The sequence below is a fragment of the Alteromonas sp. D210916BOD_24 genome, from assembly GCF_047159385.1.
Taxonomy (GTDB): Bacteria; Pseudomonadota; Gammaproteobacteria; order Enterobacterales; family Alteromonadaceae; genus Alteromonas.
The window spans coordinates 233,347-257,800 of the sequence record NZ_AP038333.1 but is presented as its reverse complement, the minus strand read 5'-3'; the positions used below and the strand labels follow the sequence as shown (position 1 = coordinate 257,800).

Sequence of the window (24,454 nt, the reverse complement as noted above, 5' to 3'; positions counted from 1 at the left end):
ACTTTTACAGGGAGTCATTGTGTCTATACCGCTTACTCAACTTAAAGGATATTTCATGGAAGGAAGTTGTAACTGCAAGAGTGTTCAATTTAGTTCATCGGATGAAATCAGAGCTATTGTTAATTGTCACTGCAATCTATGCCGCAAAATGAATGGAAGTGCATTTTCAACATATGTAGTTGTAGCGAGTGAAAACTTTATATTAAAAAGCGGCTCACTGAAAACTGTACAAGTGTCAGAGAATGCTTCAAAAAGCTTCTGTAAGCATTGTGGCACACCAATATACAATCAAAACCCTAAACTTGCTGGTTTAAAGATTTTATATTTGGGCTCAATAGACAACGCTCCGACTCTGAAACCAGCAATCAATATTTATTGTGAGTCTCAGCTTAAATGGGTTAATCAGTTGGATGCATTGTCTAATTTAGAGCAAGGTGTAGTGTAGGCGGTATAACAAAACACAAAAGGCACTCCCTTCGGTCGCTGGTACGCAAACACGGGGCCGCTTCGCGATTATAGTCCCATGTTAGCGCCCCAAAGCTTAGTGTTATGCGCCAGATTGACATACCTTGCATCTATAGAATTGAAAGGAATCGTAATACATGGATTCAACTATAATTAATAGTAACTCAACTGGAAGCAGAAGTGCGGAGAATAAGTTTTTTGGTCTATTTGCACTTTTAATTTCTTTCATAGTATTTGGTGGTTTTGCTTTAAATTGGGTATCGAACCCAAGTAATTTAAATAGAGTTACCTTTTGGACTGGATTACACGGCGCCTTCAGTGCAGCGTGGTATTTACTACTCCTTAGTCAAATAAAATTGGCGAGTAAAGGTAGCTATTCGGCTCATAAAATCCTCGGAAAGCTTAGTGTTATCTTGGTGCTTGGAATCTTGTTGACTGGGTCAATAATGGCATACGAATTTTATCATCGTTTAGCAGGTTTCGGTGTATTCAACCCAGAAGATGCACAGGCCAGATTACGGGCAGGCGGTTTTCTAGGTGGAGCTTTTTTGCAGTGGCTAATTTTCTTAGTACTTTACGTTCTAGGAGTTATAAATATAAAAAAACCAGCGCACCACAAAAGGTTTATGATCGCTGCAGCAATTCAAATGATGCCGGAAGGCTTAAACCGTGTAGTACACTTACTATCAATACCTGGCTATACAATGTTTATTTTCATGTTTTCAATCTACATGATTCTCATTTTTTATGACTGGAAAGTTCACGGTCGTTTATATGCCAGTACAGTATTATCGTTGGTTCTATTTAGCGTTTTAGTTCTTGCCATGCACACTCTTTTCAAATGGCAAGTTTGGGGTGACTGGTCAGTAAAAATGATCAGTAGTATTTAACATTGGCGCATAACAACCCAATAAACACACTCGCTTCGTTCGCTGGGCCGCATACTCGCGGGGCGGCTTCGCCATTATGCCCCACATGTCTGCATCCGTTATTGAAAAGCTATATTCCAGTGATGGCAAAGTCTATTGCGTCTATTAACAGTTCTCTGGATTGCTCCAACGAACCAATACGATCCTTGAGTACATCTTCGGGTATAGAACTAAGTTGTTGTGCTAGAAATAAGTATGTTGTGCCCTCGAATTCTATCTCCGGCGTCAGCTTCTTCATGTAAAAACTGTTTTTAGTATTGCTAGTTGTTAACGGTACAACTAGCCTTGTTGCCAATTGGTCAATTACAGAGTTTTGAACATCAACAAGAAAAGGGTAAGCTTTGCTAGTTTTCTTGCTTGGGTTTCTGTAAACATCAAATTGCGCCATTAGAAGTTCCTGTACTCATCACCTATACAACCGTTCTCAGCAACAAACTCGTTGTATGCAGCTATGGCAGCTTTGTTTTCTTTTTTCCATTTCTCTGCTTCAATACTTTTTAGCTTGTCTCTAAGTGCTTGCTCTAAGGTCGCAGACAGGTTAACTTTTAAACTTCGAGCTTTTTGCAATAAGTCGCTATTTAAGCTTAGATTTGTCGCTTTTTTGGGGGCATGGACGTCATATAAATCTTGCATGTTATCACTCCAACTAATTTCACCATCAAGTATACGCATACATATGCGCATTGCAAAGCATGGTTGGAATATAACAAACAAATTAACAATCGCTACGTTCGCTGGGACAAAAATACGTAGGCTCCCAGCGCTTCGCTTGGTCTTGTAGCCTATATATTTTTGCCCGTTATCTGGGCGTTGGTATGACTCCCTTTGTCAACCCTGAACGAGCACTTCCCTGACACTCTTCCAGCCCATAATTAGTTGTCTTTATCACTCAAAATAAATGTGCTAACGCACCGGATGAGGCAGTAATGTCGTCGGTTATCATGCTGGTATTCGTGGATTATTCATTAACTATAATGAACAGCGCCTACCTTACTCACTCCGCCGTGGTCACCTTCTCATCAGTCTATGTTCGTGGTTCAATCACGGTTAAGTGACTGCCATCATAACGCCCTCGTAGGTTGTGCCACATTCCGCGGCCTGACCCGAATGCGTTAGCTCAAACTCGTTTATCATGCAGGTACTCGGCTCAATCTTAGTTTTGGATTAACCGGTGTAAGTACCACTTCTTTTGCGATAGCCCAGATGTATGCAGCCATTTCCCTAGCAATCGCGGTAATGATCAAGTTGTAGTGTTTACCCTTTTTACTCATACGCTGATAGCGCTTGCACAGACGTAGCTGTGCTTTCCATGCAATATCGACGATGTCTTTAGGTAAGCCTTCCTGCCTCAATTGTAATTCGGTAGAGACATTTGCCGGATAACGATAGCTGTGCGCCCCCTCAATCAGTAAACGCCTTGCTCGACCATTTCCCGCTTTAGTAATGGCTCCTAAGTGTCGCTTTCCACCTGATGATTGCTCACTGGGTACTAAGCCCAGATAAGCCATGAGTTTTCTGGGATGGTCGAAGCGGTTTAAATCGCCAAGCTCTGCTACCACGCCAACAGCAACGAGTAATCGAACGCCTCGCATCGCCTGAACGGCTTTCACTACCGGATAATAACGCCATTGGTGCACATGATGGGTTAACTCATTGTCGAGCCTTTCTAGTCGCCGGATACGTTCTTCTATGGTTTGCAATTGTTCTTGTAAGACAATTTGCTGGGCAGGATGAGGCAAAATCAGTTCAGTGAGCCAGCGAAGGTGCTTCTTCGACCAGTTGGCAGTGCCTTCATAACGAATGTTGTTACGCAGTAGTAAGGCTTTAAGCTGGTACTTCGCTTCTTTTAAATCCTTCATTGCTGCTTCTCGGGCTCGTGATAAATCCCGAACAGCTTCATCTTCCGGCTCAGGCACATAGATAGGTGTAAGGTCTTCAGACTTTAGAGACCTAACGAGTTTTAGCGCATCTCGACGGTCAGTTTTAATTCGCTCCCCTGGCTTTTTCGGGATAAGAGACGGTGCCACAACATAGCAACAGTGTCCCAAGCTCGTTATCAGACGATAAATCCAATAACCACAAGGGCCTGCCTCATAAACAACGTGAAGTGTTGCACCAGGATATTTAGATTCAAACTGGCGAATAAGCTTTTTGACACTGACCTTAGAGGAGGGAATACGACCATAATGAACGGGCGACGCGCCACGCTGTTCTTCACAATAAGCAACGTCGTGAAACTCTTTATGCGTATCCAATCCGATAAAAATCATGCTATGTTTGTTCATGCTAGCCTCCAAATTAATTTAGTATTGAACAAACTAATTATGGCTCTGGCTGAAAAGTTAACCCACGAAAATGCGGGGGCTAGCACTTTTACAGGGAGTCATTGTGTCTATGCGCCAGACCGTAAGGGATTTACATCCATACTTTTATGAAGAATTCTTATGATCAGGATTTCTTGGCTACCAGTCTGTTTGTAGAACACAACGTGACTACCTTGAGGAAATTTTCTGTACCCATCTATTATTTCGTCGCAGCTTTTGCCGATATCAGGATTTTCAGACAGCATCCAAAATGAATCGTCGAACTGCTTTAGATATACATTACGCTGTTCTCGGCCCCATTTCCGTTGCGTAAATAACGCGATATCTTTTAAATCGGATTTTGCGAGTACAGTTAACTTAAATGGTTTCACTCTTTTAATTCACCATCTAGTTCTGATATCAGATGCTCAAGGTCGTATTCAGCCTCGCCGCTTTCTTCACCTGCTACAAGTAATTGACGCAAAGTGTTTAATTTGGTCTCCTGTGTTTCTAGCAAGCGAAGAGCTGAACGAATTACTTCGCTCGCTGAGCCATATCGACCAGTTTGAATTTGACTAGCAATAAAGCCATCAAAATGGTCACCAAGGGTAATGCTGGTATTTTTAGCCATTTGCTTTCTCCAAGTACCAATATATACCTAATTATGGTATTTGTGCACTGTAAGTCAATAGCGCATAACAAACGCATTAACACTCGCTGAGCTCGCTGGAACAGTAACACTTGGGCTGCGTCACGTCGTTCCTAATTTTAACCAATGAATTTACGGTATATGCACCATGCAACTTCTAGATCACGTATCAATATCAGTTTCTAATATAGCTAAATGTGTAGGTTTCTATGATGCACTTATGGAAAGTCTTGGATGTGAAAAGGTTTATGAAACTCAGACATCACTGGGGTATGGCGTTCGCTGTACCGCAGGACAGGAATCGCATTCATGCTTAGCAGTATACGAATCTGAAACTGCGAATACAGATGAATTCAGGCATTGGTGCTTTAAGGCTCCTTCTAGGGAAGCTGTGATAAGTTTTTATAATGCGGGTATTACATCTGGCGGGAAATGTGGTGGTGAACCTGGGTTGAGGTCACATTATCACGCTAATTATTTTGGGGCATTCTTGTATGACCCATTCGGCAATAGAGTGGAGGCAGTTTATCATGGCGTCAACACTAAACAAAACTAGTAGGCAGACCTCCATTTTGGTGTTTTTAGCGGTGTTATAAGCTAAATCTAAGTTGGGCTATGAAAATAGATTTACCTTAAGTACAGATTCGGCTTCACAATTTTATCGTCGAGCAGGTTTCAAGCCAGCAGAAAGATCAATCTTGACTTGGAAGCGGGATGGCTGATAACAATAGTGTTCACTACCCACTGCGCTTTAAATGACGGGTACACGCAGAGGTGAGGTGGTGGGTATCCCTATCTAGATTAATGTTAAATGAATAAAACGATCACTTCACCTTGGGTGAGGTTGGATTTGATTGGATTGCCTTGAGACACGCCTGCTGATGCGGGTTAGGACGCGAACATGTAAACTCGCTCTGGGACTCGTTAGGAGACAAATACATGGAAACTACGTTTATCGAAATCATCACAGTCGCCGGATATGCAATTGAAACTTTTGGTGTCTTGATCGTGATAATTGGTTCCTTTATATCAACAGTCATTTTTATCAGGTCGTATAAAGCATTGGCTAATGGTATGGCGTATTGGCAATTCCGTCAGCATCTAGGCCGTTCAATCATTCTCGGGTTAGAGTTCCTCATTGCCGGAGATATCATACGAACCGTGGTTGTGGCAGATTCACTTGGAAATGTAGGAACACTGGCACTTATCATCTTAATAAGAAGTTTTTTAAGCGTGACGCTACATTTAGAAGTCGAGGGAAGGTGGCCTTGGCAAAAAGAAAAATGATCGGTAGATTTATCAATAGGGTTGTAATTTGGTTGGCGTAATACGCCAAGGGAGAATTACAAAATTGAAAGCTAACCCTATGTTTAAAAACATTTAAATATATTTTTTCAACGACGTAATAAGCATACAACAATCACAATAAATCTCAGGGAAGATAATGAATAAGATAGTTTTATTAGCCTGTATAGGCTTGTTCTTGACGGCTTGTGCATCAAAATACAACTCGATTGACCAACACAATGAAAAACTGGATTTAACGCATAGCGTTGAAGAAGCGGAGAATTACTGGGTCTTATCGAAACGCATTTCGCCCAAATACCCTGTCCAAGCCGCAAAGCAGCACATTGCCGGATGTTCCCGATTTAAAATATCAATCAACAGTGAAGGGGAAACCACGGATGCAGAGTTAATAGAAAGCTATCCCAATAATGCTTTCATTGGGCCATCACAAGAGGTTATTAATAAATGGGCTTGGCAACCAACGCCACAAAACTCTGAGCGAAAGCCAATCACACGTATGATACAAATGGATTTTTACATGCCCCAAGCTGTTAATTACGATAAAGCAAAAGCCCATTGCGCTGTTGGCGCTGGGTTTTAATTTAAAAGTGCGACCGCTTAGTTAACCTCATGGGTAGGTACAGAAAAACTACGCTCTCGTTAAGTATGTGTACACTGCCCACATCAATCACTTGACCAAAATAAGGAAATTTATATGCGACACAGTACCAGAATAATTTTAGCTTCAATTTTGTCAGTATCCACTGCGTTTTCTTATGCCAATCAACTTGACTCTGCGTTTATGCGCAATGAAATTAACCTTGCATACCAGCAATACATGACGGGGTCGCCTGAAAGCGCAATGTATGCGCTTGAAACCCTCACTCGATTACTAGAGTCAGATCAATCACCAGCGCTTCTTAACGATATTGGTCCTAACACTCTCGGGATGACGTACGCTCGTCTGGGAATACTTCACGAGAATTTTGGAGACAGTGGCGAGGCTGAACATTACAGAAAAGAGGCAATAAAGTGCTTTAAATCATCTATGAATGATGTAAGTTGGGATGGTATCAAAGCAGCTGTTCACACTCTTGATTCGCCGCGCAGTTAGTCGTTAAGCTGGCTGATATATTACATTGGGATTATGTTCATCATTGGCGTGCCAATAAAGCCCTCATGGACAATATGTTTACATTAAATGTGATTTATATGAATAACAAAACGATGGCTTTATTGGTGAGCTTTTTCTCTGCTCATGCACTGGCAGCAGGTAATTATGCTGCTGTTGAATTAACACATGTATCCCCCACTCACGCCGAAAGTACTTGGGAAAGAGCTAATCAGTTAATGCCGCGCTACCCTGTAGATCTAGCAATGAAAGGTATAGTAGGTTGCGGTGTATTCAAGGTTAACGTTAATGCTGATGGCTCATCCGAGCAAGTTACAATGCTGTCATCTGTACCAAAACGCGTAATTGCCAAACCCGCTATAAGTATTATTAAAAAATGGGATTGGCAACTCGTACCTGGCAAATCGGCGTCAAGTGAAGAAAAAGTGATAAGACTGGATTTTTGCATGGGCGGAAGCACCGAATTAGAAGCGAGAAAACGCTGTCAGCAACAAGCTACGCTAACGTGTGAGTAGCGCAATATAACGCTCGTATTTACTGGCCAAAAGCAGTAAATCGCGTAAAGAGGACTTCATGAAAACAATCTTAAGAGTACTTTTGGTTTTATCGTTTCTATTTATAGCGCTTACGCTTTATAGCCATGGAAACAAAACAGGTATGTTTGTATTTATTGCGTTAGGTTTACTGTTTGAAGGTGCATTTTGGCTACACATTTTCCCTTCAAAAAAGAAAAAGTGACACCTAGTTCAATACGACTATCACAGGCAATTACGCTTGTAGAGTAATCAAATTCGTATGTGGCAAGGCACCAAGTTTGCACGTTCGCGCCATTCGATGAAATAAAAATGAATGAGGTCAGTAAAATGTACAAAGGTGGGTGTTTATGTGGCGCCATAAAAGTTGAATTAGAAGGGGCAATAGAAAGCATCATTCATTGTCACTGCTCGCTCTGCCGCAAAAATAGTGGAACAGCCTACGCGACCAATGGCTTTATCAATACAAGCGAGTTTCGTGTAATCGACCCTAACAATACTCTCACCACTTTTGAATTTAAGCCAGGAAAGTGCAGACACTTTTGTAAAACCTGCGGCTCGCCGATATACAGTTCTAATGAGGAAAACCCTGAAAAACTTAGGCTTCGTTTAGGTATTTTAGATTCAGACATTACAGAGCGCCCCATGTCACATAATTTTGTTTCCTCAAAAGCAAACTGGGATGATCTTGATGCCAACCTACCGCGATACCATCGCTTTGAGCCCTCGCGTGAGAACGTCACTCAAGTCAACGGGTCAACAAGTCAGGATAGCCAACAATGAACGTTGCTATTTATATATATGATCAAGCAGAAGTGTTGGACTTTTCAGGCCCATTCGAAGTGTTTTCAACGGCAGCAAGGGTCATGGGCGATCCAGACGCGTTTAATGTATTTTTGATTTCTCAATACGAAAGACCCGTGGTGGCTCGCGGTGGTTTTAACGTTCTACCAAAATTCAGTTTTACCCATCACCCTGCAATTGACGTGCTTATTGTTGTTGGTGGGGTACATCACGATGAAATGAACAAAAGCGAAGTGCTTGATTGGCTATCTCAACAAGCTAAAGACGCTAAGGTTGTCGCCTCGGTATGCACAGGTGCATTCCTATTAGCACAGTGTGGATTGCTCACTACACAGGATGTAACGACACATTGGGAAGATCTGGGTGATTTAAAGCGTCAGTTCCCTACCCTCAATGTCATTGAGAATGTGCGCTGGGTTGAGCAAGGCAAATATTTAACCTCTGGCGGAATTTCAGCGGGTATCGACATGAGTCTTCATATAGTAGGTCGCCTGAAGGGAAAAGCTGTCGCCACAGCCACCGCCCGACAAATGGAATTTACCTGGACGCAAGTGTAATTAGCTAGCATTGAACTAAGAGGACAGTAATATGGCCACATTTACACAAAATATTGCCTTTGCAGTATTGCGCGAAGTTGTGCATGCCAAACGAATGTTACGTGAAGGAAAAGACGATATTGCATTTACCCATTTAGAAAATGCCCATGTACTGGGCCAAGCGTCTACGCGATGGCATGTGTATATTCATGTCTTGATGTTAATGTGGGGCATTAGGCAACGAAAGCCTAAAGAGGTTGTTGGACAACTACTTCGCATTGGTGGCGCAGCCACCAAAACAGCGATTGGTTTGGTGCCTACGGGTAACACGGGCGGAAGCAACATAAGCCCTTTTAAAACACTCCCAGTGTCATCAAAGTTTCAGGCAAAGATAGCTAAAGCAAAGCTTTAAGGTTCGCTTAGCTGACATTCAGAGATAACACCATGCAGATAAAAATTGACGACTTAGCCAATGGCGAGGTAATCGCCTTACTGGAAGAACACCTGTCAGACATGTATGCGACTTCGCCGCCTGAAAGTGTTCACGCGCTTGATGTAGAAGCTTTAAAAGCACCAGAGATCACCTTTTTTAGTGCATGGCACGAAGGCCAACTAGCAGGCTGTGTCGCCATTAAAATACTTAGCGACGCAGAAGTGGAATTAAAGTCTATGCGCACGGTAAAAGCGTTTCGCGGGAAGGGGGTTGCTTCTCAACTATTACTTTTTGCCCTTGAACATGCCAAAATAAAGGGGTTCCGTTCGGTAAGTTTAGAAACAGGCACGCAGGATTATTTTACTGCTGCACGAAAACTGTACCAAAAGTTCCATTTTATTGACTGTGGTCCGTTTAGTCATTATACGCTGGATCCAAACAGTCACTTTATGACCCGAACGCTTTAAATACCGGCTACATGCCATTAATGAGAAAGAGATATGTCGTTACCTCCTTGCCCACACTGTGAATCCGAATACGTTTACGAAGATCAAGCCCTGCTAATATGCCCTGAATGCGGCCACGAATGGAACCCCAATGAGGTGGCTGAAGAAGTGTCTGCAAATGACGCTAACGGTACGCCACTGGTCGCAGGCGATAAAATAACCCTTGCTAAAGACCTCAAAGTAAAAGGAAGTTCACTGATCTTAAAAATTGGTACTAAAGCCGTTATCCGGCATGTCAAAGAAGGCAAAGACCACCAGCTTGACTGCAAAGTGGACGGTGCAGGTGAAATGATGCTTACCGCACAGTTTGTGAAAAAAGCATAAATCAGTACTTTCGTACATTGCTAGCCCTTAATGGAAAGGGCTAGCTTATTGAATGTTTAACAGGCGCTAGTTAAGCCATTTCCACCAAATAAATACCAGCAAAAAGCCAAACAAGTACACCAAGCCGATATAACTTAACACTTTCACCGCCAGACTGGGGGCGGCATCCTTGTGAAGAGGCGTTTGCTTTACCAACTTGTGATTTAGCCAAGCAAACATTGGGGTGGTGATAAAGGCCAACGTCATCGCAAACCCTAACATGGCCAGCAATGCCGATTTGAAAAACAGTACGATAGAAAAACTCACTACAGACATCACTAAAAGCACCGGTGTGACTAACGTATTTCGAGCAGGTTTATCCATTTTTAATAGCAAGCTTATTCCTTCAGCTACCACACGGGCATAGCCATCGTACACGGTTAGCGCTGACCCGAAGATACATAAAAAGGCTACCAATGCGATTAGCCAATGCGTCCACTGACCAATGGTTGACGAATACATACTGATAAGCTGATGTGAAAAGCCTATTCCACTGGCACTCAAAGTAACATTGCTGCCGTATAATATAAGTGCACCTAAACCTAAAAACAGCACCGCCAGCAATGCCGTCACACCGTAGCCCAAGTTAAAATCGAACAACGCGGTTTTTGGCGTGACCGCCTGTTGAGCACACTGACGTTTTAACCATAACGATGTTATTGCCGATATTTCAATGGGGGCTGGCATCCACCCCATCGTTACCACAAGAAAGCCTAGCGTGGCTAGCGTATAGGGAGAAGGCGGATCCACAGGTGCCGTGGTGGGATCGTAATTAACAAGGGCAACAACAAATACCGCAATAGTCGCTACTATCAAAACGCCCATGATGGCCTTGGCAATATTGTCTAGTCCATCGAAGTGCCCTTTTAGTAAAATAAGCAAAATAAGCCCTAATACCACTGCGGCGGATAGGCTAATGGCTAAATCAAATGGAATAAAATAGGCCAAGAGACTGGCAGCGAAAAGCAGTAATGCTGCGGCATTCACTACCGACGCGATGCTATTTAAGCAAAGAGCCAGTACCAAATACCGTTTCCCCATCGCCAAATAACCCTGCTGGAGCGTACATTTCGTACTGATGGTATAGCTGACCCCGGCTCTAAAAAATGGATATTTAAGTAGGTTAACCGCGAGGATGAGCAAGGCGAGTTGCCAACCGAATTTCGCCCCCGCCTGAGTGGACGCGACGAGATGACTTCCCCCCACCGCGGCAGTGGCCATTAGCACTCCTGGCCCAAGCAATTTTAGTAATGCAGTTCCCCGTGCCAGAGCAGTCATGTTTTCAGGTGCAGACAAACTAACCTCTTGTTAAAAAGTCATTAGCAGCTCACCTTAGCAGGATAATCTATTCCAGAAAAGCCACGCAGCAGTCTCTTGATGGTCAAGAATAGTTCAGTAGAGAAAATAGAAGTTGGGGAGTAGAAGAAGTAAAAGCCATACGGCGCGCGAAAAGTCCTAAGCGCGCCGCGTTTCACATTAACGTCTGTCGTAATTCACTTTCTTTTCGGGATGCTGATAGTAACCTTCACGCAATAGGCGTTTAAATCGTGTCAGCTTACCCTCGAGGGTTAACTCTTCTAATCCCTTATTAAACAAAGACAGGATAAGTTGGCTATCTTCCTCCCCTTTGGGAACAAGCAGGTGAGTTGTCACTGTAGATATAAAGGGCTTAACAGGAACCACAGCTCGTCTTTCAGCGTCAGTAAACTCACGCTGAAGCAAATACCACCCTGTTAACTCATCAATGGGGAATATATCGATATCGCCGTTGATCAATGACTCAAGATTAGCCATATCACTGTCGTTTTTCACAATGTTTTTGTTTTTATCAATATAAGCCGCTAATTCATCGGTATACAGATATCCCTCGGTAACCCCCATCTTTAAGCTTGTTAACTCATCTAAACTGGTCCAACTGTCAGGGCCTTTCTCTGTATTGACGTAAAACACCAGACTTTCTGCACTAATTGGATTGCTGTGATAGAAAGATTTTTCTCGGACACGCACAAAGTTGCCGTAAGAAAGCGCGTCATATTCGCCCCTCAAGGTCGCTTCTAATGCTTCATCCCAGGGCAGCGAGACGAACTCTACCACTACGCCGGTTTCTAAAAAGGCATCGGCAATAATATGATTGATATATCCATCGTGCTGCATGTCTGTAGAGGTATAAGGCGCGTACTCTGCGGTAGCAATTTTAAGCTTCATCCACGCGTGGCCAAAGCTTTGCAGCGGTACTAAGGCAAGTAAAAAAGTCGTAATAATGAGTAATCGCATAGTCATGTCCTAGTGCCCTTAGAAGTAAATGCCAAGGTTAATATTGAGTCGATGTGTGGTGCCTTGTCTTCCGTCTAGATCAAGCCCTACACCTGGCCCTCCAGAAAACCACATATTTTTACCTTGAATGCTATCGACATAGACAAACAACTTATCCCAGCCAAAGCTACAGCCATTGATCCACTGCGAGGAATTCTTCCCAGACGCCCCCTGGCCTTTGGCAGTACTAAATTCGGAATAACACGTCAGGGACTCAATATGGTCAAATTCATATGGCACTGAATAGACGAGGTTAGCGGAATAAGTCCGACCGTCGGTGGCAGCAAGAAATGGAAAGGTAAATGCTGATAAAGCCATGCGGTCTTTTGCCTGTCCCTCTGGCGCCGCTAAATTGTATTCATAGTCAATATATTGCAGTTCTACTTTTATATCGCCTTGGGTATGACGTAAGTGCACGGCATAGGCATTCATATCCCCATCATCAAGAGTGTCTAAATTGAGGATGTTGCCATATTGATATGAAATACCCATATCGGTGGTGGCGCCACGAATAAAGCGCGCAGAATAATTAGCCCTCAGGTTATATTGGCCATCTTCTTTGTTGCGGTATTCTCCATCGTCTGCAACATCAAATGAATATCGAGAGAACTTAGCGGCATCGTTGTATTCATCGTTCATGTAATAGGCAGCCTGAAAATCCCAGTTGCCCCAGTCATGGTTAATTTTAATGCCGGCATCGTAGTCATCTTCAAACCCTAGATAGTAATTCACTGAAAACCAGAAATTATTGCTACCAAAAGGTTGTAATCCAAAAGGCGTTTGTGTGATGCCTGCAGTAATCTGCGTGCGCTCATCGTGGTGATAGGTAAGCTCTGCAAACCGAACTGTGTTGAAGTCTACATTTTCATACCATCGGTATTCGGCTTTGTAGCTAAATTGTTCAGACTTCCCAGACACCCCCAGTTTAAATGATTCAAATTCAAAACCATCTCTGAATTCGGGACGTTGCCAGTCTTGATGTCCATAATTTACACGCGCATGGCCTGTAAGGGTAAACGGAAGTTCATCAGCGAGGGGCACGCCCGAGTAGCACGCACACAGTGGGAGAATTGAAAGTGCAGGTAGTAACTTGTTCATTGCGGTTCCTGTTTCCAGTTTTTAAGCACTCTTTACGCCGCCATCTGTGTCTACCACGACTGTTGTCGAAATGGAATTGGGGCAAAGGCCTTAAAATTACATCCTTCAGTTTTTAACGCGTATCAATATTTAAAAAGTACCTTCCTTTTTTGTCCCTTCCCTTGAAGTGATGCATAAACACCTAAGATTGGCTGAGTTCGCTCTTTGACCTAAGGAAAGACATTTACAGTCCAATATTCTTTACCTTTTAGCTTTTTCCATTGCTTCAAAGCGAGATAGGAATACCCGACACGCCATATGAATACAGCCGAAACCTTACAAAAAGATCATTTGACTTATATCAGCATCACAGTGCAACAGATGGGATTTTTTACGCTGTGCTGAGCCCACCGCTATAGCCTGCGATATGGTCATTAACTGAGGAAAGAAAAAATGAAGGTATTAAGGAATGATTACTTTAAATTGCATAACGCCTACTGTAGAGTGCCCGACGCCTTGCGCTAACCCATTGAGTTGTTAATGAGCCACTTTCTTTCTGCGGTGACGTTTTTCGTCGATGATTATGACATCGCTATTGATTACTTTACACAAGTGCTTAATTTTACATTATCAGAGGATAAGTCTTCTGACGATGATTCTCGTTTTGTACTATTAACGCCTGCAAAAAACCAGCAACGTTCTTCACATAGCTTATTACTGGCTGAGGCGAAGTCAGCTGAGGAAAAAGCATTAGTCGGACGACAAGCAGCAGACAAAGTATTTTTAATCTTAAGTACAGACGACTTTTGGTGTGAATACCGTCGTTTGCAACAAAAAGGGGTGACCTTCTTAGAATCGCCTCGTGAAGAAGCCTATGGTGTTGTTGCTATCTTTAAAGATAGATACGGCAATAAATGGGATCTTATCCAACCTTCTGATGTGTAGTGGTGGTGAAGTAAAGGCGTAACAAGGGCATACTAAGCAGTGACAAACGCGTAGGTATTCAACGGAAAACCTCGACAAGGAGAATGATAGTGCAAGCGATGAAACGTTCTATTCTTGCAGATATTGCGGCAATTGCCGCCATTGCGCTTCTCGTAACAGTAACCTTCTACTGGATTGAGGCACGCCGCGAAGTCATTTTCTTGTGCGATAACTTTTCACCTGGGGTGTCTAAAAAAAGCGTGCTTCGTCAACTCAATACCGCCAATTTATTGCTCTGGGATACCGAATTTATGGCTAATGGCAGTAAAGTTGAAGCTTATAGTCCCCTGCACTTCGGCATCATGCAATGCAGTGTCGAATTTAATAAACAAGACATTGTCGTATTTTCCATTGTTGAATAGTGAAGCGAGGTTCGTACCTTTTTGGTGCAACGTTTACAACACCGCAACACCTTATTCACTGCTGCGCTAAAACTCGTAAAGCCTAACGTACCATCGCATCGTTTTCGTCCTGCCTTAACTTTTTCACTTCCTATATTCAGATAGCATGTAAACGTATAATTACGCTGTGTCTTCTCAACGCAATTTTTCTTATGCAAAAAATCAAACACAGTGTCATCGAAGATGTTTTCGCTCTTGTCAGCGCCGGCTTGTTTGTTGCGTTTGGCGTGTTTCTTTTTCAGTCACAAGATCTCATGGTAGGCGGAGCAGCGGGGCTTGCTTTGTTGGGTACCCATGCTTTTGACGTCAATTTCGGATTGCTGTTTTTCTTGATCAATTTGCCGTTTTATACCTTGGCGTGGACGCAAATCAGCAGGCGTTTTACACTTAATACGTTTATTTCAGTGACTACGGTGTCGGTATTGACCGAACAAATCCCAGCGTTCGTTGATATCAGCCACGTCAATCCTATTTTTGCGGCAATTTTTGGTGGCATTCTTATTGGAGTGGGAATGCTTATTATGTTCCGTCACAGCTCAAGCTTGGGCGGTGTGGGTATAATGGCGTTTTATCTGCAGCAACGATTTAATATCCGAGCCGGCACTTTCCAGCTGACTGTTGATACTTGTATCTTACTTTGTGCGCTTTTCTTTATTGATTGGCATTTAGTGCTTATTTCAATTTTGGCCGCCTTTTGCCTAAATATGGTGATATCGCTTAACCATAGGCCAGAACGTTATTTCCCTAATCAGGGGAAGGCAGATAGAGACACAACTGTCGAAGCCAGTACATCACACCACGAGCGTTTGGACTCGGATCTGCATCCTCAAAACGGATAGCTAAACAGCCCTTAAAATAAAAGCCCGGTTACTCGCGAGTACGAATAACCGGGCTTTTTTGTATCTCTAATTTGTATCTGTTAACGCCGAATTACCTGTTTATTGCTTCTTTTGCACAGGTCTAGACGGTCGACTTACTACTCCACGATTTACTCTAGGGCGAGAAAACGAAGTACGCATACAAACCTCACTTATGAGTTTTTTGCCCAGAACAGTTGGAGATGACACATTCATCGCAATCCCGCTACTAAGCCATCACAGTATAGCCCGAATTGATGGGGGAAAGTCTCATTCTTTTAGTGAATATGACTTTGCCAATTTGTGTATAAAGGGCTTAACTAATTGATTTTTTAATACTACTTCAAAAATTAATTTTACAATTCAGCAAAATAATTAAACATATTTCACAATTCTGGGTACCCGCTGTGACACCCGCGTCATTAATTCGTAATCGATAGTGCCTGCCCATTGCGCGACTTCTCCAATGGCGATGTGTTCACCCCATAACTCCACTGTATCGCCCATTTTAACTTGAGGAATATGGGTAACATCGATAGTGATCATGTCCATTGAAACCCGACCTACCAAACTTGCCCGTTGACCTCTTACCAACACGGGCGTCCCGTTAGGGCAGTGTCTGGGGTAACCGTCGGCATAGCCGATACCCACAGTCGCAATCAGACTTGGTTTAGTCGCGACCCAGGTCTGACCGTAACCAACGCCTTCTCCTGCAGCAACTTCCCTAAGCGCCAAGATACTTGACCGCAAACTCATCGCGGGCAGTAACGCAAGGTTGTGAGTGGAGTGTGTAGACACACTGCCACCATACACACCCACCCCTAAACGATTCCAGTGGGCACGAGTGTTCGGCCAGTTAACCGTAGCGGGCGAATTGGCCAGACTTAATGGCAGCCCTAACGCAGCCACACTGTGCTCAAAGCGCTGCCGTTGCTGCTCAGTAAAATTACTGTCGTCGTCATCTGCACATGCGAAATGGGTCGCGATAACAGTTTCATCGCTAAGTAAAGATTTATAGCGCAGTGCGATATCGGTAATCTCGTTAAGCCCAAAGCCTAAACGATGCATACCGCTGTCCACTTTTAACCAAATATGGGGGCGCTTGTCTTCGGCACAGGCTTGTAACCAGAGTAGCTGCTGCTCGCAGTGCATTACTAATATACAATTGTGCTGATAGGCCATTTGGCATTCTTTCGCCTGATGTGCGCCTTCTAACACCACAATAGGCGCGGTGATCCCTGCATCTCTTAGTGCAATAGCTTCTTCAATAATAGCCACAGCAAAGCGTGTGGACACGTGCTGTAAAATGCGCGCCACGTTAACCGCACCATGACCATAAGCATCTGCTTTCACTACAGCCATAGAATGACTTTGCGGCGCGATTGCCGCCAATTGCTTAAAATTATGCAGTAGGGCATCGGCGTGAATAATGGCTTGGGTTTGTCGACTCACAGAAAAACACGTTCCTTGATTGGTATGGCTGACGAAAAAGGCTATAAGACTCAAAATTGTACCATGAGTTTAGAAAAAGCGGGCCTTGTATTCACAGTGAGCACGTTAACCTTTATCTCATAGTGCAAAAGATAAGAACCAAGTGCATTTTTACTTCCTGTTGATTACCCCCAGCTTTGCACAATCGCCTGTTTCTTGTTGTCTCAAATGTGGTTATGCTTCTCCTCTAACGCAATTCTCTTCTCAAATGTATGAAAGGTAATTTATGTCTGCTGATAACGACGGCCTGCAGTCACTGGCCCACTCTCTCGACCGAATAATATCAGAGGGTCGTAACCCAGACACAATGGACATAGACACGTTAACGACAACCGGTATCTTAAGTCGGATAAACCGGGAAGATGAAAAAGTCGCAAGTGCCGTGGGTGAACAAATTGACGCAATAGCCATGGTAGTAGACGCCGCAACGGCAAGCCTATCTTGTGGAGGGAGGCTAATTTATGTCGGCGCAGGCACCAGTGGCAGGCTTGGTATATTGGATGCGGTAGAGTGTCGCCCAACGTTTAGCGTGCCTGATTCAATGGTTGTGGGAGTCATAGCGGGTGGAGAAAAAGCCATTATGCACGCGGTAGAAGGTGCTGAAGATAACCATGCAATGGGCCAGGAAGACCTAAAGCGCATTACACTTCACGCCAATGACACCGTCGTCGGTATTTCTGCCAGTGGGCGTACCCCATACGTCAGCGGTGCATTGGAATATGCGAAGTCGATTGGCTGTGTCACAGCGGCAATTGCCTGTAGTCCCAATGCTGAGATTTTCGGGCCAGCGGATATCAGTGTATGCCCGATTGTGGGCCCCGAAGCGCTTACGGGTAGTACGCGTATGAAAGCGGGCACGGCACAAAAAATGGTTTTAAATATGATCAGCACGGCCACGATGGTGAAGTTAGGTAAAACCTACGAGAACCTAATGGTCGATGTAAACGCCACTAATGAGAAGCTCAAAGCTCGCGCCCTTCGTATTGTGATGCAAGCAACCGATTGCGATGAAACCACTGCGCTAGACGCGTTAGCAGCATCAAAAAACAACGCTAAGTGTGCCATTTTAATGGTATTAACCGGTATAACAGCGGCACAGGCAGTGACTAGTCTTCAAACCCACCAAGGCTATCTACGCAGTGCAATTGCAGCCTCCCCTGCTCCTAAAACATGCCCTACATCGTCTGACAGTTGAGTTAATCCACTATGCGCGCTTATTTTATTTTTATCGGGTTAATGTGTTGTTTTGCAGTGTGTGGTTGTGCCACGAAAAAGATCAGTTCAAACCCATCAAGTGTTTCACCCCACCCTCGTACTGTAGCAATGGTTGAGCCCGCTACGACCGCTACGTTGAAAGTGGGTGCAGAAAGGCTGGATGCCTATTTACCACTACTACAGAATAAACGCGTGGGGCTTGTGGTTAACCAAAGTGCGTTGGTCCGCAATAACCACATCAGCATGCTCCCCTCGCAAGAGGCAGATGTTTCATCTGGTAAGTACGCTCACCTTCTAGACGTCATGTTATCGCACGATATTGAGGTGAACGCTGTCATGTCACCCGAGCATGGTTTTCGTGGTGATAAGGGAGCAGGTGAAATCATTGAAAACGGTAGAGATGTGAAGACAGGCTTGCCTGTATTTTCTCTGTATGGCAAAACCAAGAAGCCCACTGCCGACATGCTCGCCAATATCGACGTTATCGTATTTGATATTCAGGATGTGGGGGTACGCTTTTACACCTATTTAAGTACTTTGCACTATGTCATTGAAGCGGCTTTTCAACACAATATAGACGTTATAGTTCTCGACAGACCCAACCCAAACGGCCGATATATTGATGGCCCCACACTGGAAAGCGCTTTCTCATCATTTGTGGGAATGCATCCTATTCCAGTGCTACACGGTATGACCCTAGGCGAACTGGCCCAAATGATAGTGGGCGAAAAGTGGGCTGAGATCCCCGCCAATTCGACCTCTACCTTAAAAGTTATCCCCGTATCACATTACGATAAATACCAACGCTATTCGCTACCTGTTGCGCCAAGTCCAAATTTACCCAATGACGCCGCTATTTCGCTCTATCCCACTCTGTGCTTTTTTGAGGGTACGGATATCAGTATCGGCCGAGGCACAGCCTTCCCTTTTCAGTTAATTGGACACCCAACCGTGCCCATTGGCGAGCATAGACTAACGGTGACGGCTACCTCAGCTGCCCCCGCCCCTAAACACGAAAACGCCACACTTTACGCCGACATGTTAGTGAACACTCACACTCGAGAATTAATAAAAGATAACGAATCTGAGGGTTTAAACATAGACGTGTTAGTAAACACTTACAAACGCTTTAATTTGATGAAACATGAAGACGATATTTTTTTTACGCGCCCTGCGTTCTTTGATAAATTAGCCGGCACGAATCGGTTGCGAGAAATGATGGAAAGCGGTGCAAGCGCGGCGCAAATACGCGATTCATGGCAGCAGGATTTAGTGTCGTTTAAACGCAAACGCCTTGTCTATTTGCTATACCCAGATAAGCGATAAACCATAGTTTCATAAACCGTGATCGCGCAGTAACAACCGCACCGTTGTGTCATGCGGTTTTTCTCACGTTCAATAGGCGTATTTTTTAAGCCAATAAACTCAAGACTTCTTGAGTTCAGTCGCGGCCACTTCTTCGGTAGGTTTTTGCTGCATCAATTCGGCTAATGTTGCTTCGATGTCGGCTTTTTTACCTTTTAATTTTTCTTTGTTTTCGCCTTGTGCCTCTTCCAACTGAGATTCTATCTCAGCCAATGTCTGGGTAAGTGACTCCTTTGTTTTCTCTTGTTGTTGTGCTTGCTCAGCTTTATCAAAAATGACATCTTCCGGCGTATTTTCAGAAGCGACGTGGTGAGGGTCAGACGGGTTTGTCGACGAGATATTATGTACAGGGGTTTTCGCCAGTATCTTTGAGCCTTCGACTTGCGGCCTTTGATTGACAAAGTTTGGAGAGACAATTTCAATATCGTTATCGTGTAAGGCATCAAGCACAGCCTTGTGCAAGCGAGAGCGCGCACTTACCAAACTATTTACCTCAAGCAATAAACCGGATATACGGTAATTAACAGAAAAGTCACCCAAAGCAATCACTTGCACAAACGGGTCGGAAAGTTGTGCATTTTTTGCTGCCGCAATAAGGTGACGTTCAACGACGCTATGGTGAAGGTCGTACCCTAAGCTTAATTCTACGCTCACCACGGCACCCGATGCCCGCGTTACCGATACTGGTGAATTCACCATCAGTGTGTTTGCAAACGCAATTAGCTCTCTGCTTTCGGTTTGGATCTCAGTATCCAGTAAGCCCATTTCCGTCACCCTGCCGCTATACCCCTCTACCTTAATGAAATCGCCCACCTTAAACGGTCTATTTACTCTAAGCACAATACCTGCCATTAAATTGCCGACCATGGTGGTGGAAGAGAAGGCGATGACACCAGAGATTAGCACACCGATAAGGGCGATAACCTGATTACGAGTACTTTCACTAACAGGAAGTGCCATTGCAATGACAACAGCACCTACGATAGTAAGTACCAACATACTTACTTGTCTGGGCAATTTTTGCTCATTGGATAGATGGCTTTGCTTAGCCAATAATAAGTAGTGTAACCCGGCAAGAATTCCTACCACAAAAACGAGCGCGACGACCAATGGAATGAAGGGGAAAATGGCACTAAATAGGGTATCGACAAAATGTGTTGAGTCCACGCAGGCTTCCTTATTTCTGTTTACTTTCGGGGGTGGCGGGCGTCATGGTGACTGGCGAGCGGCCTTGCGCCTCTAACTGACCCGTCAATACCTGAGTTAACGCGTTAAATACATGACTGTTTACCACAGGCGAATTACCTTGTCCCACAGACACCTCATTTAAACCTGGCTCTACCGTCACCACGTAGCTAAACGTAGCAATAGCGATGTCGGTGAAAGGTTTAACTTCACCGGCCATGTAAGGCATGCGAAGCGGCGCAAATACCACGGTTTTGTCTTTGGACTTGGCAAACTGCATCATGTCTTTTGTAAACGCATGAACTTCACTTTGGCTCGCTCTTTTGGCGACACTTTCTTTACTGTCTAACCCACCTAGTTCGTAGTTAGCATGTTCGGGGGTAATATCTCCCACGACTAATACACTGGCTTCTGATATAAGGCGTTTTGTTAACCGCTTACTTGGTAGCGCAGTCAGCGGTAGACACCCGAATTGAATATCGGCAGCGCCAACCCCTAACGTATTAAAGCTTTTCACTACTGCTGATTCAAACGCAAAACACCTGGCGGTATCAGGCATAAGTGCTAACCAACCTTGGTGTGTAAGCGGTAACTTAGATTTGCCATATAAAACCGTCACCGCGGCCTCAGAAAGCGCTTTCCCAAGTTGTATGCCCTTGCGTTTGTGAGAATTAGGATTAAGCGAATCACCGCGTGCCTTCGCTTCATCTATCCACCATGATTGAGGCTTGCCAACAAACTTCTGTAATTGAAAACGCTGCTTTACTTTACTTATGCGATTATGAGACGCAGTGAGCATGTCACGATCCTCTTTGCTGCCTCGCAATTGCTCAGCCACCCTTTCCATAAAGCGATTAAATTCTTGGATATCGTTCTGGTTGCGAATAGTAAAAGGCATCAGTGCAATATCAGCACCGGCTTGAAATGCGTTAACCATGGCGTCTTCTGGCTCAAAAAATTGGGCAATCCCCCCCATATCAAGGGCATCGGTTACCACCAGCCCTTGATAGCCAAGCTGGGTTCTTAGTAAATCTGTGATTATGCGCTTAGAGAGGGTGGCAGGCACCGTTTGCATCTGCCCTTTTTTGTCCATTACCGTTGTGTTGTCTAAAGACGGGTACTGAATATGTGCTGTCATTACCATGGCCGGCGCACTGTCACCGTTGATGATGCTGGCGAAAGGCAATACATCACCGGCCATCGCTTGGGAACGGGTATGCGCCACACGGGGCAACCCCGTATGACTATCGATATAAGTATCTCCATGTCCGGGAAAATGCTTAATAGCGCTAATTACCCCAGTCCTCTGCATCGCTTTCACAAAGTCTTCCCCCATGGCCGCGACGTGCTGAGGTTGCTCAGAAAAGCTACGGATATTGATAACGGGGTTTTTCGGTTCACTGTTTACGTCCACAGAGGGGGCAAAATTAGTATTAATCCCCAACGGCAACAGGGTTTGTCCTATATGGGCGGCAATATTTTGGGCAAAAGCCGTACCGTGTTGATGAAAGCTGGCGCCGATGGCCATATTGCCCGCAAAAGGCGAAAGCATAGTGGCTGGCAAGCGCGCCACTCGTCCCCCCTCTTGATCTACCGCGATAAATAAAGGGGGGCGTCCTTTTTTCACCATGTGTTGTTGCATGGTGTAATTTAACGTGATCAGTTGCGCTACGTCTTTAATGTTTTCGGAAAAGAGTATGACCCCTCCAATATTGTGAGCACTAAGTAGTTCCAAAAGCGCAGGGGAGATCTCGGTCATTGGGGTGCGGCATTGGCGAGATGGCGTGTCGTCATGGCAGAAATAACGAAAATCCAAAATCACTTTTTGACCAAGTATAGTCTTAATTTTATTTGCCTGCGCTTGCTCTGGTGTATTTGATACTACTTGCTGGGTAGGCGCGCGCGTCAAAGTCGGCTGGACTTGAGCGTAGCTCATCCAACTAAGCAGCGTAAATAAACACGCAATACACCCATTAACGCAAAGTGAAGAAAAGAATCTAAATGATTGAGAGAGCGGCAATGTTGATCTTATCCTTGGTAACGCAGCACACAATACGGTACGCTACCACAAAAAGAGCGCGAGTTGTTTGAAAGGTTCATCCGAGTAAGCTTCAAGCTGCCCATTTATACACGCCTGATTCATTAATAATACACATATAATAATATTGGAAAGAAGTATGGATTGGATGTCAGTCATCCCCCCTCTCGTTGCGATTGTTGTTGTTTTCTGGAAGAAAGAAGTGATTTTGGCGCTAGCCCTTGCGGTGTTATGTGCTGAAGCGCTTATTCTGATCAATGCCGATATTGCCACCAGCTATCTGGCGCCCATCAACGCCATTGAACGGGTGGTAGATACTGCTGCCAGCCCCGGCAACACACGTGTGTTGATATTTTCAGTATTGGTAGGCGCGTTGTTAGCCTTTATTCGCGATTCAGGCGGCGTCACCGCCACAGTCAATTATCTTGTCAACAAAGGCGTAGCAAAAAGCCGCAGGCAAGTGGGTGGTCTCACTATGTTCACTGGCATAGCAGTTTTCATAGAGTCTAATTTGAGTGTACTTACCGCGGGCATTTTCGCACGGGGCTTGTATGATCGCTTCGGTATGAGTCGAGCACGCCTGGCCTATATCATCGACTCTACCAGCGCCCCTGTCTGTATTCTCATCCTGCTAAATGGCTGGGGTGCATTTATTTTAAGTTTATTGGATGCCTATACACTTCCAGCGTCGTCGGCTTCTATCTTGTGGGGCAGTGTATTTTTTAATTTTTACGCCATTTTTACGCTAGTTATCGTGGCCTACACGATTTCAGCTGACAAAGTACATGGCCCCATGGCTGAGGAAGAGCAAAAGCTCTCCCGTACCGAGGTACTTCAGGCAGCGGAACCGGCCACCAAAGCACGCTTTATGTTGGCACCTTTGTTAATCATGGTATTGAGCATGGTGGGCTTTATGTTCTGGACCGGTGATGGGGTGTTAGCTCAGGGCAGCGGCAGTAAATCAGTGCTTTACGCCACTGCACTTGCTACCGCAGTAGCGTATGGATTATTACTACTACACAAACGCTTTACGCATAAAGAAGCGGTGGAAATAGGTTTCAAAGGGATGGGTGAACTACTGCCCTTAGTCACCATAGTGCTATTGTCGTTAACCTTGGGGAACAGTTTAAAAGTACTTGGTACTGGCGCGTTTGTTGCGGGGATCGTGGGCGAGTATCTGCCCTTGGTTTGCATTGTGCCTATGCTGTTTATTGCAGGCGCTATTATGTCGTTTACCACGGGCACCTCATGGGGAACCTTTGCCATTCTCATCCCCATTGGTGTGCCTTTGATCCAAAGTTTAGGTCTTCCCCCATCACTGGTCATTGGGGCTATCTTAGGGGGAGGAATTTTTGGCGACCACTGCTCACCGATATCAGATACCACTGCCGTTTCGTCATTAGCGGCAGGGTGCGATGTACTGACTCATGTAAAAACGCAGTTTCCCTATGCATTGCTAGCCGGAGCGCTTACGTTGGTCGCCTATTTTGTCGCAAGTTTACTTATGCTCAGTTAAAAAATGGCTGGCATGCAGCATAGTATGGCTATAGCAAATAAACACTTTGTTCTGTTGGTCTTAGTTGTTCAA

At 44.5% G+C, this 24,454-nt stretch carries 30 protein-coding genes; 19 read left to right on the top strand and 11 right to left on the bottom strand.

The window, feature by feature from the left end; all coding sequences use genetic code 11:
- Window positions 1-19: 19 nt before the first annotated feature.
- A complete protein-coding gene (locus ACMCM8_RS01165; RefSeq protein ID WP_412724637.1) occupies window positions 20-445 on the top strand; it encodes a GFA family protein in 426 nt (141 codons plus the stop codon).
- 157 nt (window positions 446-602) lie between these two features.
- Entirely contained in the window at window positions 603-1,355 is a 753-nt protein-coding gene (locus ACMCM8_RS01160; RefSeq protein WP_412724635.1) for a hypothetical protein, read from the top strand.
- Between the two features lie 109 nt (window positions 1,356-1,464).
- Here the strand turns inward: ACMCM8_RS01160 and ACMCM8_RS01155 are convergent, their stop codons facing one another.
- From ACMCM8_RS01155 to ACMCM8_RS01135, 5 genes are all read right to left on the bottom strand, one after another.
- Window positions 1,465-1,782 (bottom strand): CcdB family protein, encoded by a 318-nt coding sequence (locus ACMCM8_RS01155; RefSeq protein WP_155015102.1) that lies wholly within the window; start codon window positions 1,780-1,782, stop codon window positions 1,465-1,467.
- The gene (locus ACMCM8_RS01150; RefSeq protein WP_412724633.1) at window positions 1,782-2,066 is read right to left on the bottom strand and encodes a type II toxin-antitoxin system CcdA family antitoxin; all 285 of its coding nucleotides are present in this window, start codon (window positions 2,064-2,066) and stop codon (window positions 1,782-1,784) included. The genes ACMCM8_RS01155 and ACMCM8_RS01150 overlap by 1 nt, the downstream gene beginning before the upstream one ends.
- A gap of 458 nt (window positions 2,067-2,524) precedes the next feature.
- Window positions 2,525-3,679, bottom strand: coding sequence for an IS110 family transposase (locus ACMCM8_RS01145; RefSeq protein ID WP_412724631.1), 1,155 nt, complete (start codon window positions 3,677-3,679; stop codon window positions 2,525-2,527).
- Between the two features lie 107 nt (window positions 3,680-3,786).
- Complete coding sequence (locus ACMCM8_RS01140; protein ID WP_412724629.1) at window positions 3,787-4,089, bottom strand: type II toxin-antitoxin system RelE/ParE family toxin; 303 nt, start codon at window positions 4,087-4,089, stop codon at window positions 3,787-3,789.
- The gene (locus ACMCM8_RS01135; protein ID WP_014978218.1) at window positions 4,086-4,328 is read right to left on the bottom strand and encodes a type II toxin-antitoxin system ParD family antitoxin; all 243 of its coding nucleotides are present in this window, start codon (window positions 4,326-4,328) and stop codon (window positions 4,086-4,088) included. Before ACMCM8_RS01135 ends, ACMCM8_RS01140 begins: the two co-directional genes overlap by 4 nt.
- Window positions 4,329-4,494: 166 nt before the next feature.
- Between ACMCM8_RS01135 and ACMCM8_RS01130 the strand changes: the two genes are divergently transcribed.
- The 11 genes from ACMCM8_RS01130 (at window position 4,495) to ACMCM8_RS01080 (ending at window position 9,901) form a co-directional block, all read left to right on the top strand.
- The gene (locus ACMCM8_RS01130) at window positions 4,495-4,902 is read left to right on the top strand and encodes a VOC family protein (RefSeq protein ID WP_412724627.1); all 408 of its coding nucleotides are present in this window, start codon (window positions 4,495-4,497) and stop codon (window positions 4,900-4,902) included.
- 383 nt (window positions 4,903-5,285) lie between these two features.
- A complete protein-coding gene (locus ACMCM8_RS01125) occupies window positions 5,286-5,633 on the top strand; it encodes a DUF1622 domain-containing protein (RefSeq protein WP_412724625.1) in 348 nt (115 codons plus the stop codon).
- A 157-nt stretch (window positions 5,634-5,790) separates the two neighbouring features.
- Window positions 5,791-6,234: an energy transducer TonB gene (locus tag ACMCM8_RS01120; protein WP_412724623.1), complete on the top strand. Its 444-nt coding sequence runs from the start codon at window positions 5,791-5,793 to the stop codon at window positions 6,232-6,234.
- 114 nt (window positions 6,235-6,348) lie between these two features.
- The gene (locus ACMCM8_RS01115; protein WP_412724621.1) at window positions 6,349-6,747 is read left to right on the top strand and encodes a hypothetical protein; all 399 of its coding nucleotides are present in this window, start codon (window positions 6,349-6,351) and stop codon (window positions 6,745-6,747) included.
- Between the two features lie 98 nt (window positions 6,748-6,845).
- Window positions 6,846-7,280 carry an energy transducer TonB gene (locus tag ACMCM8_RS01110; protein WP_412724619.1) on the top strand — a complete coding sequence of 145 codons (435 nt, stop codon included), beginning with the start codon at window positions 6,846-6,848 and terminating at the stop codon, window positions 7,278-7,280.
- A 58-nt stretch (window positions 7,281-7,338) separates the two neighbouring features.
- Window positions 7,339-7,503, top strand: coding sequence for a hypothetical protein (locus ACMCM8_RS01105; protein WP_412724617.1), 165 nt, complete (start codon window positions 7,339-7,341; stop codon window positions 7,501-7,503).
- A gap of 125 nt (window positions 7,504-7,628) precedes the next feature.
- On the top strand, window positions 7,629-8,081 hold the full coding sequence (locus ACMCM8_RS01100) for a GFA family protein (protein ID WP_412727570.1): 453 nt from the start codon (window positions 7,629-7,631) through the stop codon (window positions 8,079-8,081).
- Entirely contained in the window at window positions 8,078-8,659 is a 582-nt protein-coding gene (locus ACMCM8_RS01095; protein WP_412724615.1) for a DJ-1/PfpI family protein, read from the top strand. Before ACMCM8_RS01100 ends, ACMCM8_RS01095 begins: the two co-directional genes overlap by 4 nt.
- A gap of 31 nt (window positions 8,660-8,690) precedes the next feature.
- Entirely contained in the window at window positions 8,691-9,050 is a 360-nt protein-coding gene (locus tag ACMCM8_RS01090) for a DUF3703 domain-containing protein (RefSeq protein ID WP_412724613.1), read from the top strand.
- Between the two features lie 32 nt (window positions 9,051-9,082).
- Entirely contained in the window at window positions 9,083-9,538 is a 456-nt protein-coding gene (locus tag ACMCM8_RS01085) for a GNAT family N-acetyltransferase (RefSeq protein ID WP_412724611.1), read from the top strand.
- 33 nt (window positions 9,539-9,571) lie between these two features.
- Entirely contained in the window at window positions 9,572-9,901 is a 330-nt protein-coding gene (locus ACMCM8_RS01080) for a zinc ribbon domain-containing protein YjdM (protein WP_412724609.1), read from the top strand.
- A gap of 66 nt (window positions 9,902-9,967) precedes the next feature.
- Here the strand turns inward: ACMCM8_RS01080 and ACMCM8_RS01075 are convergent, their stop codons facing one another.
- From ACMCM8_RS01075 to ACMCM8_RS01065, 3 genes are all read right to left on the bottom strand, one after another.
- Window positions 9,968-11,218: an NRAMP family divalent metal transporter gene (locus ACMCM8_RS01075; protein ID WP_412727568.1), complete on the bottom strand. Its 1,251-nt coding sequence runs from the start codon at window positions 11,216-11,218 to the stop codon at window positions 9,968-9,970.
- Window positions 11,219-11,416: 198 nt separating this feature from the next.
- Window positions 11,417-12,214, bottom strand: a complete 798-nt coding sequence (locus ACMCM8_RS01070) for a substrate-binding periplasmic protein (RefSeq protein ID WP_412724607.1) — start codon at window positions 12,212-12,214, stop codon at window positions 11,417-11,419.
- A gap of 18 nt (window positions 12,215-12,232) precedes the next feature.
- Complete coding sequence (locus tag ACMCM8_RS01065; RefSeq protein ID WP_412724605.1) at window positions 12,233-13,351, bottom strand: hypothetical protein; 1,119 nt, start codon at window positions 13,349-13,351, stop codon at window positions 12,233-12,235.
- A 519-nt stretch (window positions 13,352-13,870) separates the two neighbouring features.
- Between ACMCM8_RS01065 and ACMCM8_RS01060 the strand changes: the two genes are divergently transcribed.
- From ACMCM8_RS01060 to ACMCM8_RS01050, 3 genes are all read left to right on the top strand, one after another.
- Window positions 13,871-14,275, top strand: coding sequence for a VOC family protein (locus tag ACMCM8_RS01060; RefSeq protein WP_412724603.1), 405 nt, complete (start codon window positions 13,871-13,873; stop codon window positions 14,273-14,275).
- Between the two features lie 89 nt (window positions 14,276-14,364).
- The gene (locus tag ACMCM8_RS01055) at window positions 14,365-14,676 is read left to right on the top strand and encodes a hypothetical protein (RefSeq protein ID WP_412724601.1); all 312 of its coding nucleotides are present in this window, start codon (window positions 14,365-14,367) and stop codon (window positions 14,674-14,676) included.
- Window positions 14,677-14,867: 191 nt separating this feature from the next.
- The gene (locus ACMCM8_RS01050; protein WP_412724599.1) at window positions 14,868-15,554 is read left to right on the top strand and encodes a YitT family protein; all 687 of its coding nucleotides are present in this window, start codon (window positions 14,868-14,870) and stop codon (window positions 15,552-15,554) included.
- A gap of 393 nt (window positions 15,555-15,947) precedes the next feature.
- On the opposite strand, the gene alr is transcribed toward ACMCM8_RS01050, so the two are convergent.
- The gene (gene alr / locus ACMCM8_RS01045; RefSeq protein ID WP_412724597.1) at window positions 15,948-17,024 is read right to left on the bottom strand and encodes an alanine racemase; all 1,077 of its coding nucleotides are present in this window, start codon (window positions 17,022-17,024) and stop codon (window positions 15,948-15,950) included.
- A gap of 265 nt (window positions 17,025-17,289) precedes the next feature.
- Between alr and murQ the strand changes: the two genes are divergently transcribed.
- Both murQ and ACMCM8_RS01035 read left to right on the top strand, forming a co-directional pair.
- Window positions 17,290-18,258 carry an N-acetylmuramic acid 6-phosphate etherase gene (gene murQ, locus ACMCM8_RS01040; RefSeq protein WP_412724595.1) on the top strand — a complete coding sequence of 323 codons (969 nt, stop codon included), beginning with the start codon at window positions 17,290-17,292 and terminating at the stop codon, window positions 18,256-18,258.
- Window positions 18,259-18,386: 128 nt separating this feature from the next.
- Entirely contained in the window at window positions 18,387-19,604 is a 1,218-nt protein-coding gene (locus ACMCM8_RS01035) for an exo-beta-N-acetylmuramidase NamZ family protein (protein WP_412724593.1), read from the top strand.
- A gap of 99 nt (window positions 19,605-19,703) precedes the next feature.
- Here the strand turns inward: ACMCM8_RS01035 and ACMCM8_RS01030 are convergent, their stop codons facing one another.
- The gene (locus tag ACMCM8_RS01030; protein WP_412724591.1) at window positions 19,704-20,810 is read right to left on the bottom strand and encodes a mechanosensitive ion channel domain-containing protein; all 1,107 of its coding nucleotides are present in this window, start codon (window positions 20,808-20,810) and stop codon (window positions 19,704-19,706) included.
- Window positions 20,811-20,820: 10 nt separating this feature from the next.
- On the bottom strand, window positions 20,821-22,764 hold the full coding sequence (locus ACMCM8_RS01025) for a glycoside hydrolase family 3 N-terminal domain-containing protein (RefSeq protein ID WP_412724589.1): 1,944 nt from the start codon (window positions 22,762-22,764) through the stop codon (window positions 20,821-20,823).
- 241 nt (window positions 22,765-23,005) lie between these two features.
- On the opposite strand from ACMCM8_RS01025, the gene ACMCM8_RS01020 reads away from it, so the two are divergent.
- Window positions 23,006-24,382 carry a Na+/H+ antiporter NhaC family protein gene (locus tag ACMCM8_RS01020; RefSeq protein WP_412724587.1) on the top strand — a complete coding sequence of 459 codons (1,377 nt, stop codon included), beginning with the start codon at window positions 23,006-23,008 and terminating at the stop codon, window positions 24,380-24,382.
- Window positions 24,383-24,454: the final 72 nt, after the last annotated feature.

Excerpts from the sequence above, each read along its gene's own strand:
- ACMCM8_RS01050 (WP_412724599.1), top strand. The coding sequence starts at position 14,868 with ATGCAAAAAATCAAACACAGTGTCATCGAAGATGTTTTCGCTCTTGTC.
- ACMCM8_RS01080 (WP_412724609.1), top strand. The coding sequence starts at position 9,572 with ATGTCGTTACCTCCTTGCCCACACTGTGAATCCGAATACGTTTACGAA.
- ACMCM8_RS01115 (WP_412724621.1), top strand. The coding sequence starts at position 6,349 with ATGCGACACAGTACCAGAATAATTTTAGCTTCAATTTTGTCAGTATCC.
- ACMCM8_RS01150 (WP_412724633.1), bottom strand. The coding sequence starts at position 2,066 with ATGCGTATACTTGATGGTGAAATTAGTTGGAGTGATAACATGCAAGAT.
- ACMCM8_RS01160 (WP_412724635.1), top strand. The coding sequence starts at position 603 with ATGGATTCAACTATAATTAATAGTAACTCAACTGGAAGCAGAAGTGCG.
- murQ (WP_412724595.1), top strand. The coding sequence starts at position 17,290 with ATGTCTGCTGATAACGACGGCCTGCAGTCACTGGCCCACTCTCTCGAC.
- ACMCM8_RS01065 (WP_412724605.1), bottom strand. The coding sequence starts at position 13,351 with ATGAACAAGTTACTACCTGCACTTTCAATTCTCCCACTGTGTGCGTGC.
- ACMCM8_RS01155 (WP_155015102.1), bottom strand. The coding sequence starts at position 1,782 with ATGGCGCAATTTGATGTTTACAGAAACCCAAGCAAGAAAACTAGCAAA.
- ACMCM8_RS01110 (WP_412724619.1), top strand. The coding sequence starts at position 6,846 with ATGAATAACAAAACGATGGCTTTATTGGTGAGCTTTTTCTCTGCTCAT.
- ACMCM8_RS01020 (WP_412724587.1), top strand. The coding sequence starts at position 23,006 with ATGGATTGGATGTCAGTCATCCCCCCTCTCGTTGCGATTGTTGTTGTT.
- ACMCM8_RS01085 (WP_412724611.1), top strand. The coding sequence starts at position 9,083 with ATGCAGATAAAAATTGACGACTTAGCCAATGGCGAGGTAATCGCCTTA.
- ACMCM8_RS01095 (WP_412724615.1), top strand. The coding sequence starts at position 8,078 with ATGAACGTTGCTATTTATATATATGATCAAGCAGAAGTGTTGGACTTT.
- ACMCM8_RS01100 (WP_412727570.1), top strand. The coding sequence starts at position 7,629 with ATGTACAAAGGTGGGTGTTTATGTGGCGCCATAAAAGTTGAATTAGAA.
- ACMCM8_RS01070 (WP_412724607.1), bottom strand. The coding sequence starts at position 12,214 with ATGCGATTACTCATTATTACGACTTTTTTACTTGCCTTAGTACCGCTG.
- ACMCM8_RS01125 (WP_412724625.1), top strand. The coding sequence starts at position 5,286 with ATGGAAACTACGTTTATCGAAATCATCACAGTCGCCGGATATGCAATT.
- ACMCM8_RS01075 (WP_412727568.1), bottom strand. The coding sequence starts at position 11,218 with ATGACTGCTCTGGCACGGGGAACTGCATTACTAAAATTGCTTGGGCCA.
- ACMCM8_RS01090 (WP_412724613.1), top strand. The coding sequence starts at position 8,691 with ATGGCCACATTTACACAAAATATTGCCTTTGCAGTATTGCGCGAAGTT.
- ACMCM8_RS01120 (WP_412724623.1), top strand. The coding sequence starts at position 5,791 with ATGAATAAGATAGTTTTATTAGCCTGTATAGGCTTGTTCTTGACGGCT.
- ACMCM8_RS01130 (WP_412724627.1), top strand. The coding sequence starts at position 4,495 with ATGCAACTTCTAGATCACGTATCAATATCAGTTTCTAATATAGCTAAA.
- ACMCM8_RS01035 (WP_412724593.1), top strand. The coding sequence starts at position 18,387 with ATGGTTGAGCCCGCTACGACCGCTACGTTGAAAGTGGGTGCAGAAAGG.
- ACMCM8_RS01060 (WP_412724603.1), top strand. The coding sequence starts at position 13,871 with ATGAGCCACTTTCTTTCTGCGGTGACGTTTTTCGTCGATGATTATGAC.
- ACMCM8_RS01145 (WP_412724631.1), bottom strand. The coding sequence starts at position 3,679 with ATGAACAAACATAGCATGATTTTTATCGGATTGGATACGCATAAAGAG.
- ACMCM8_RS01105 (WP_412724617.1), top strand. The coding sequence starts at position 7,339 with ATGAAAACAATCTTAAGAGTACTTTTGGTTTTATCGTTTCTATTTATA.
- ACMCM8_RS01135 (WP_014978218.1), bottom strand. The coding sequence starts at position 4,328 with ATGGCTAAAAATACCAGCATTACCCTTGGTGACCATTTTGATGGCTTT.
- ACMCM8_RS01025 (WP_412724589.1), bottom strand. The coding sequence starts at position 22,764 with ATGAGCTACGCTCAAGTCCAGCCGACTTTGACGCGCGCGCCTACCCAG.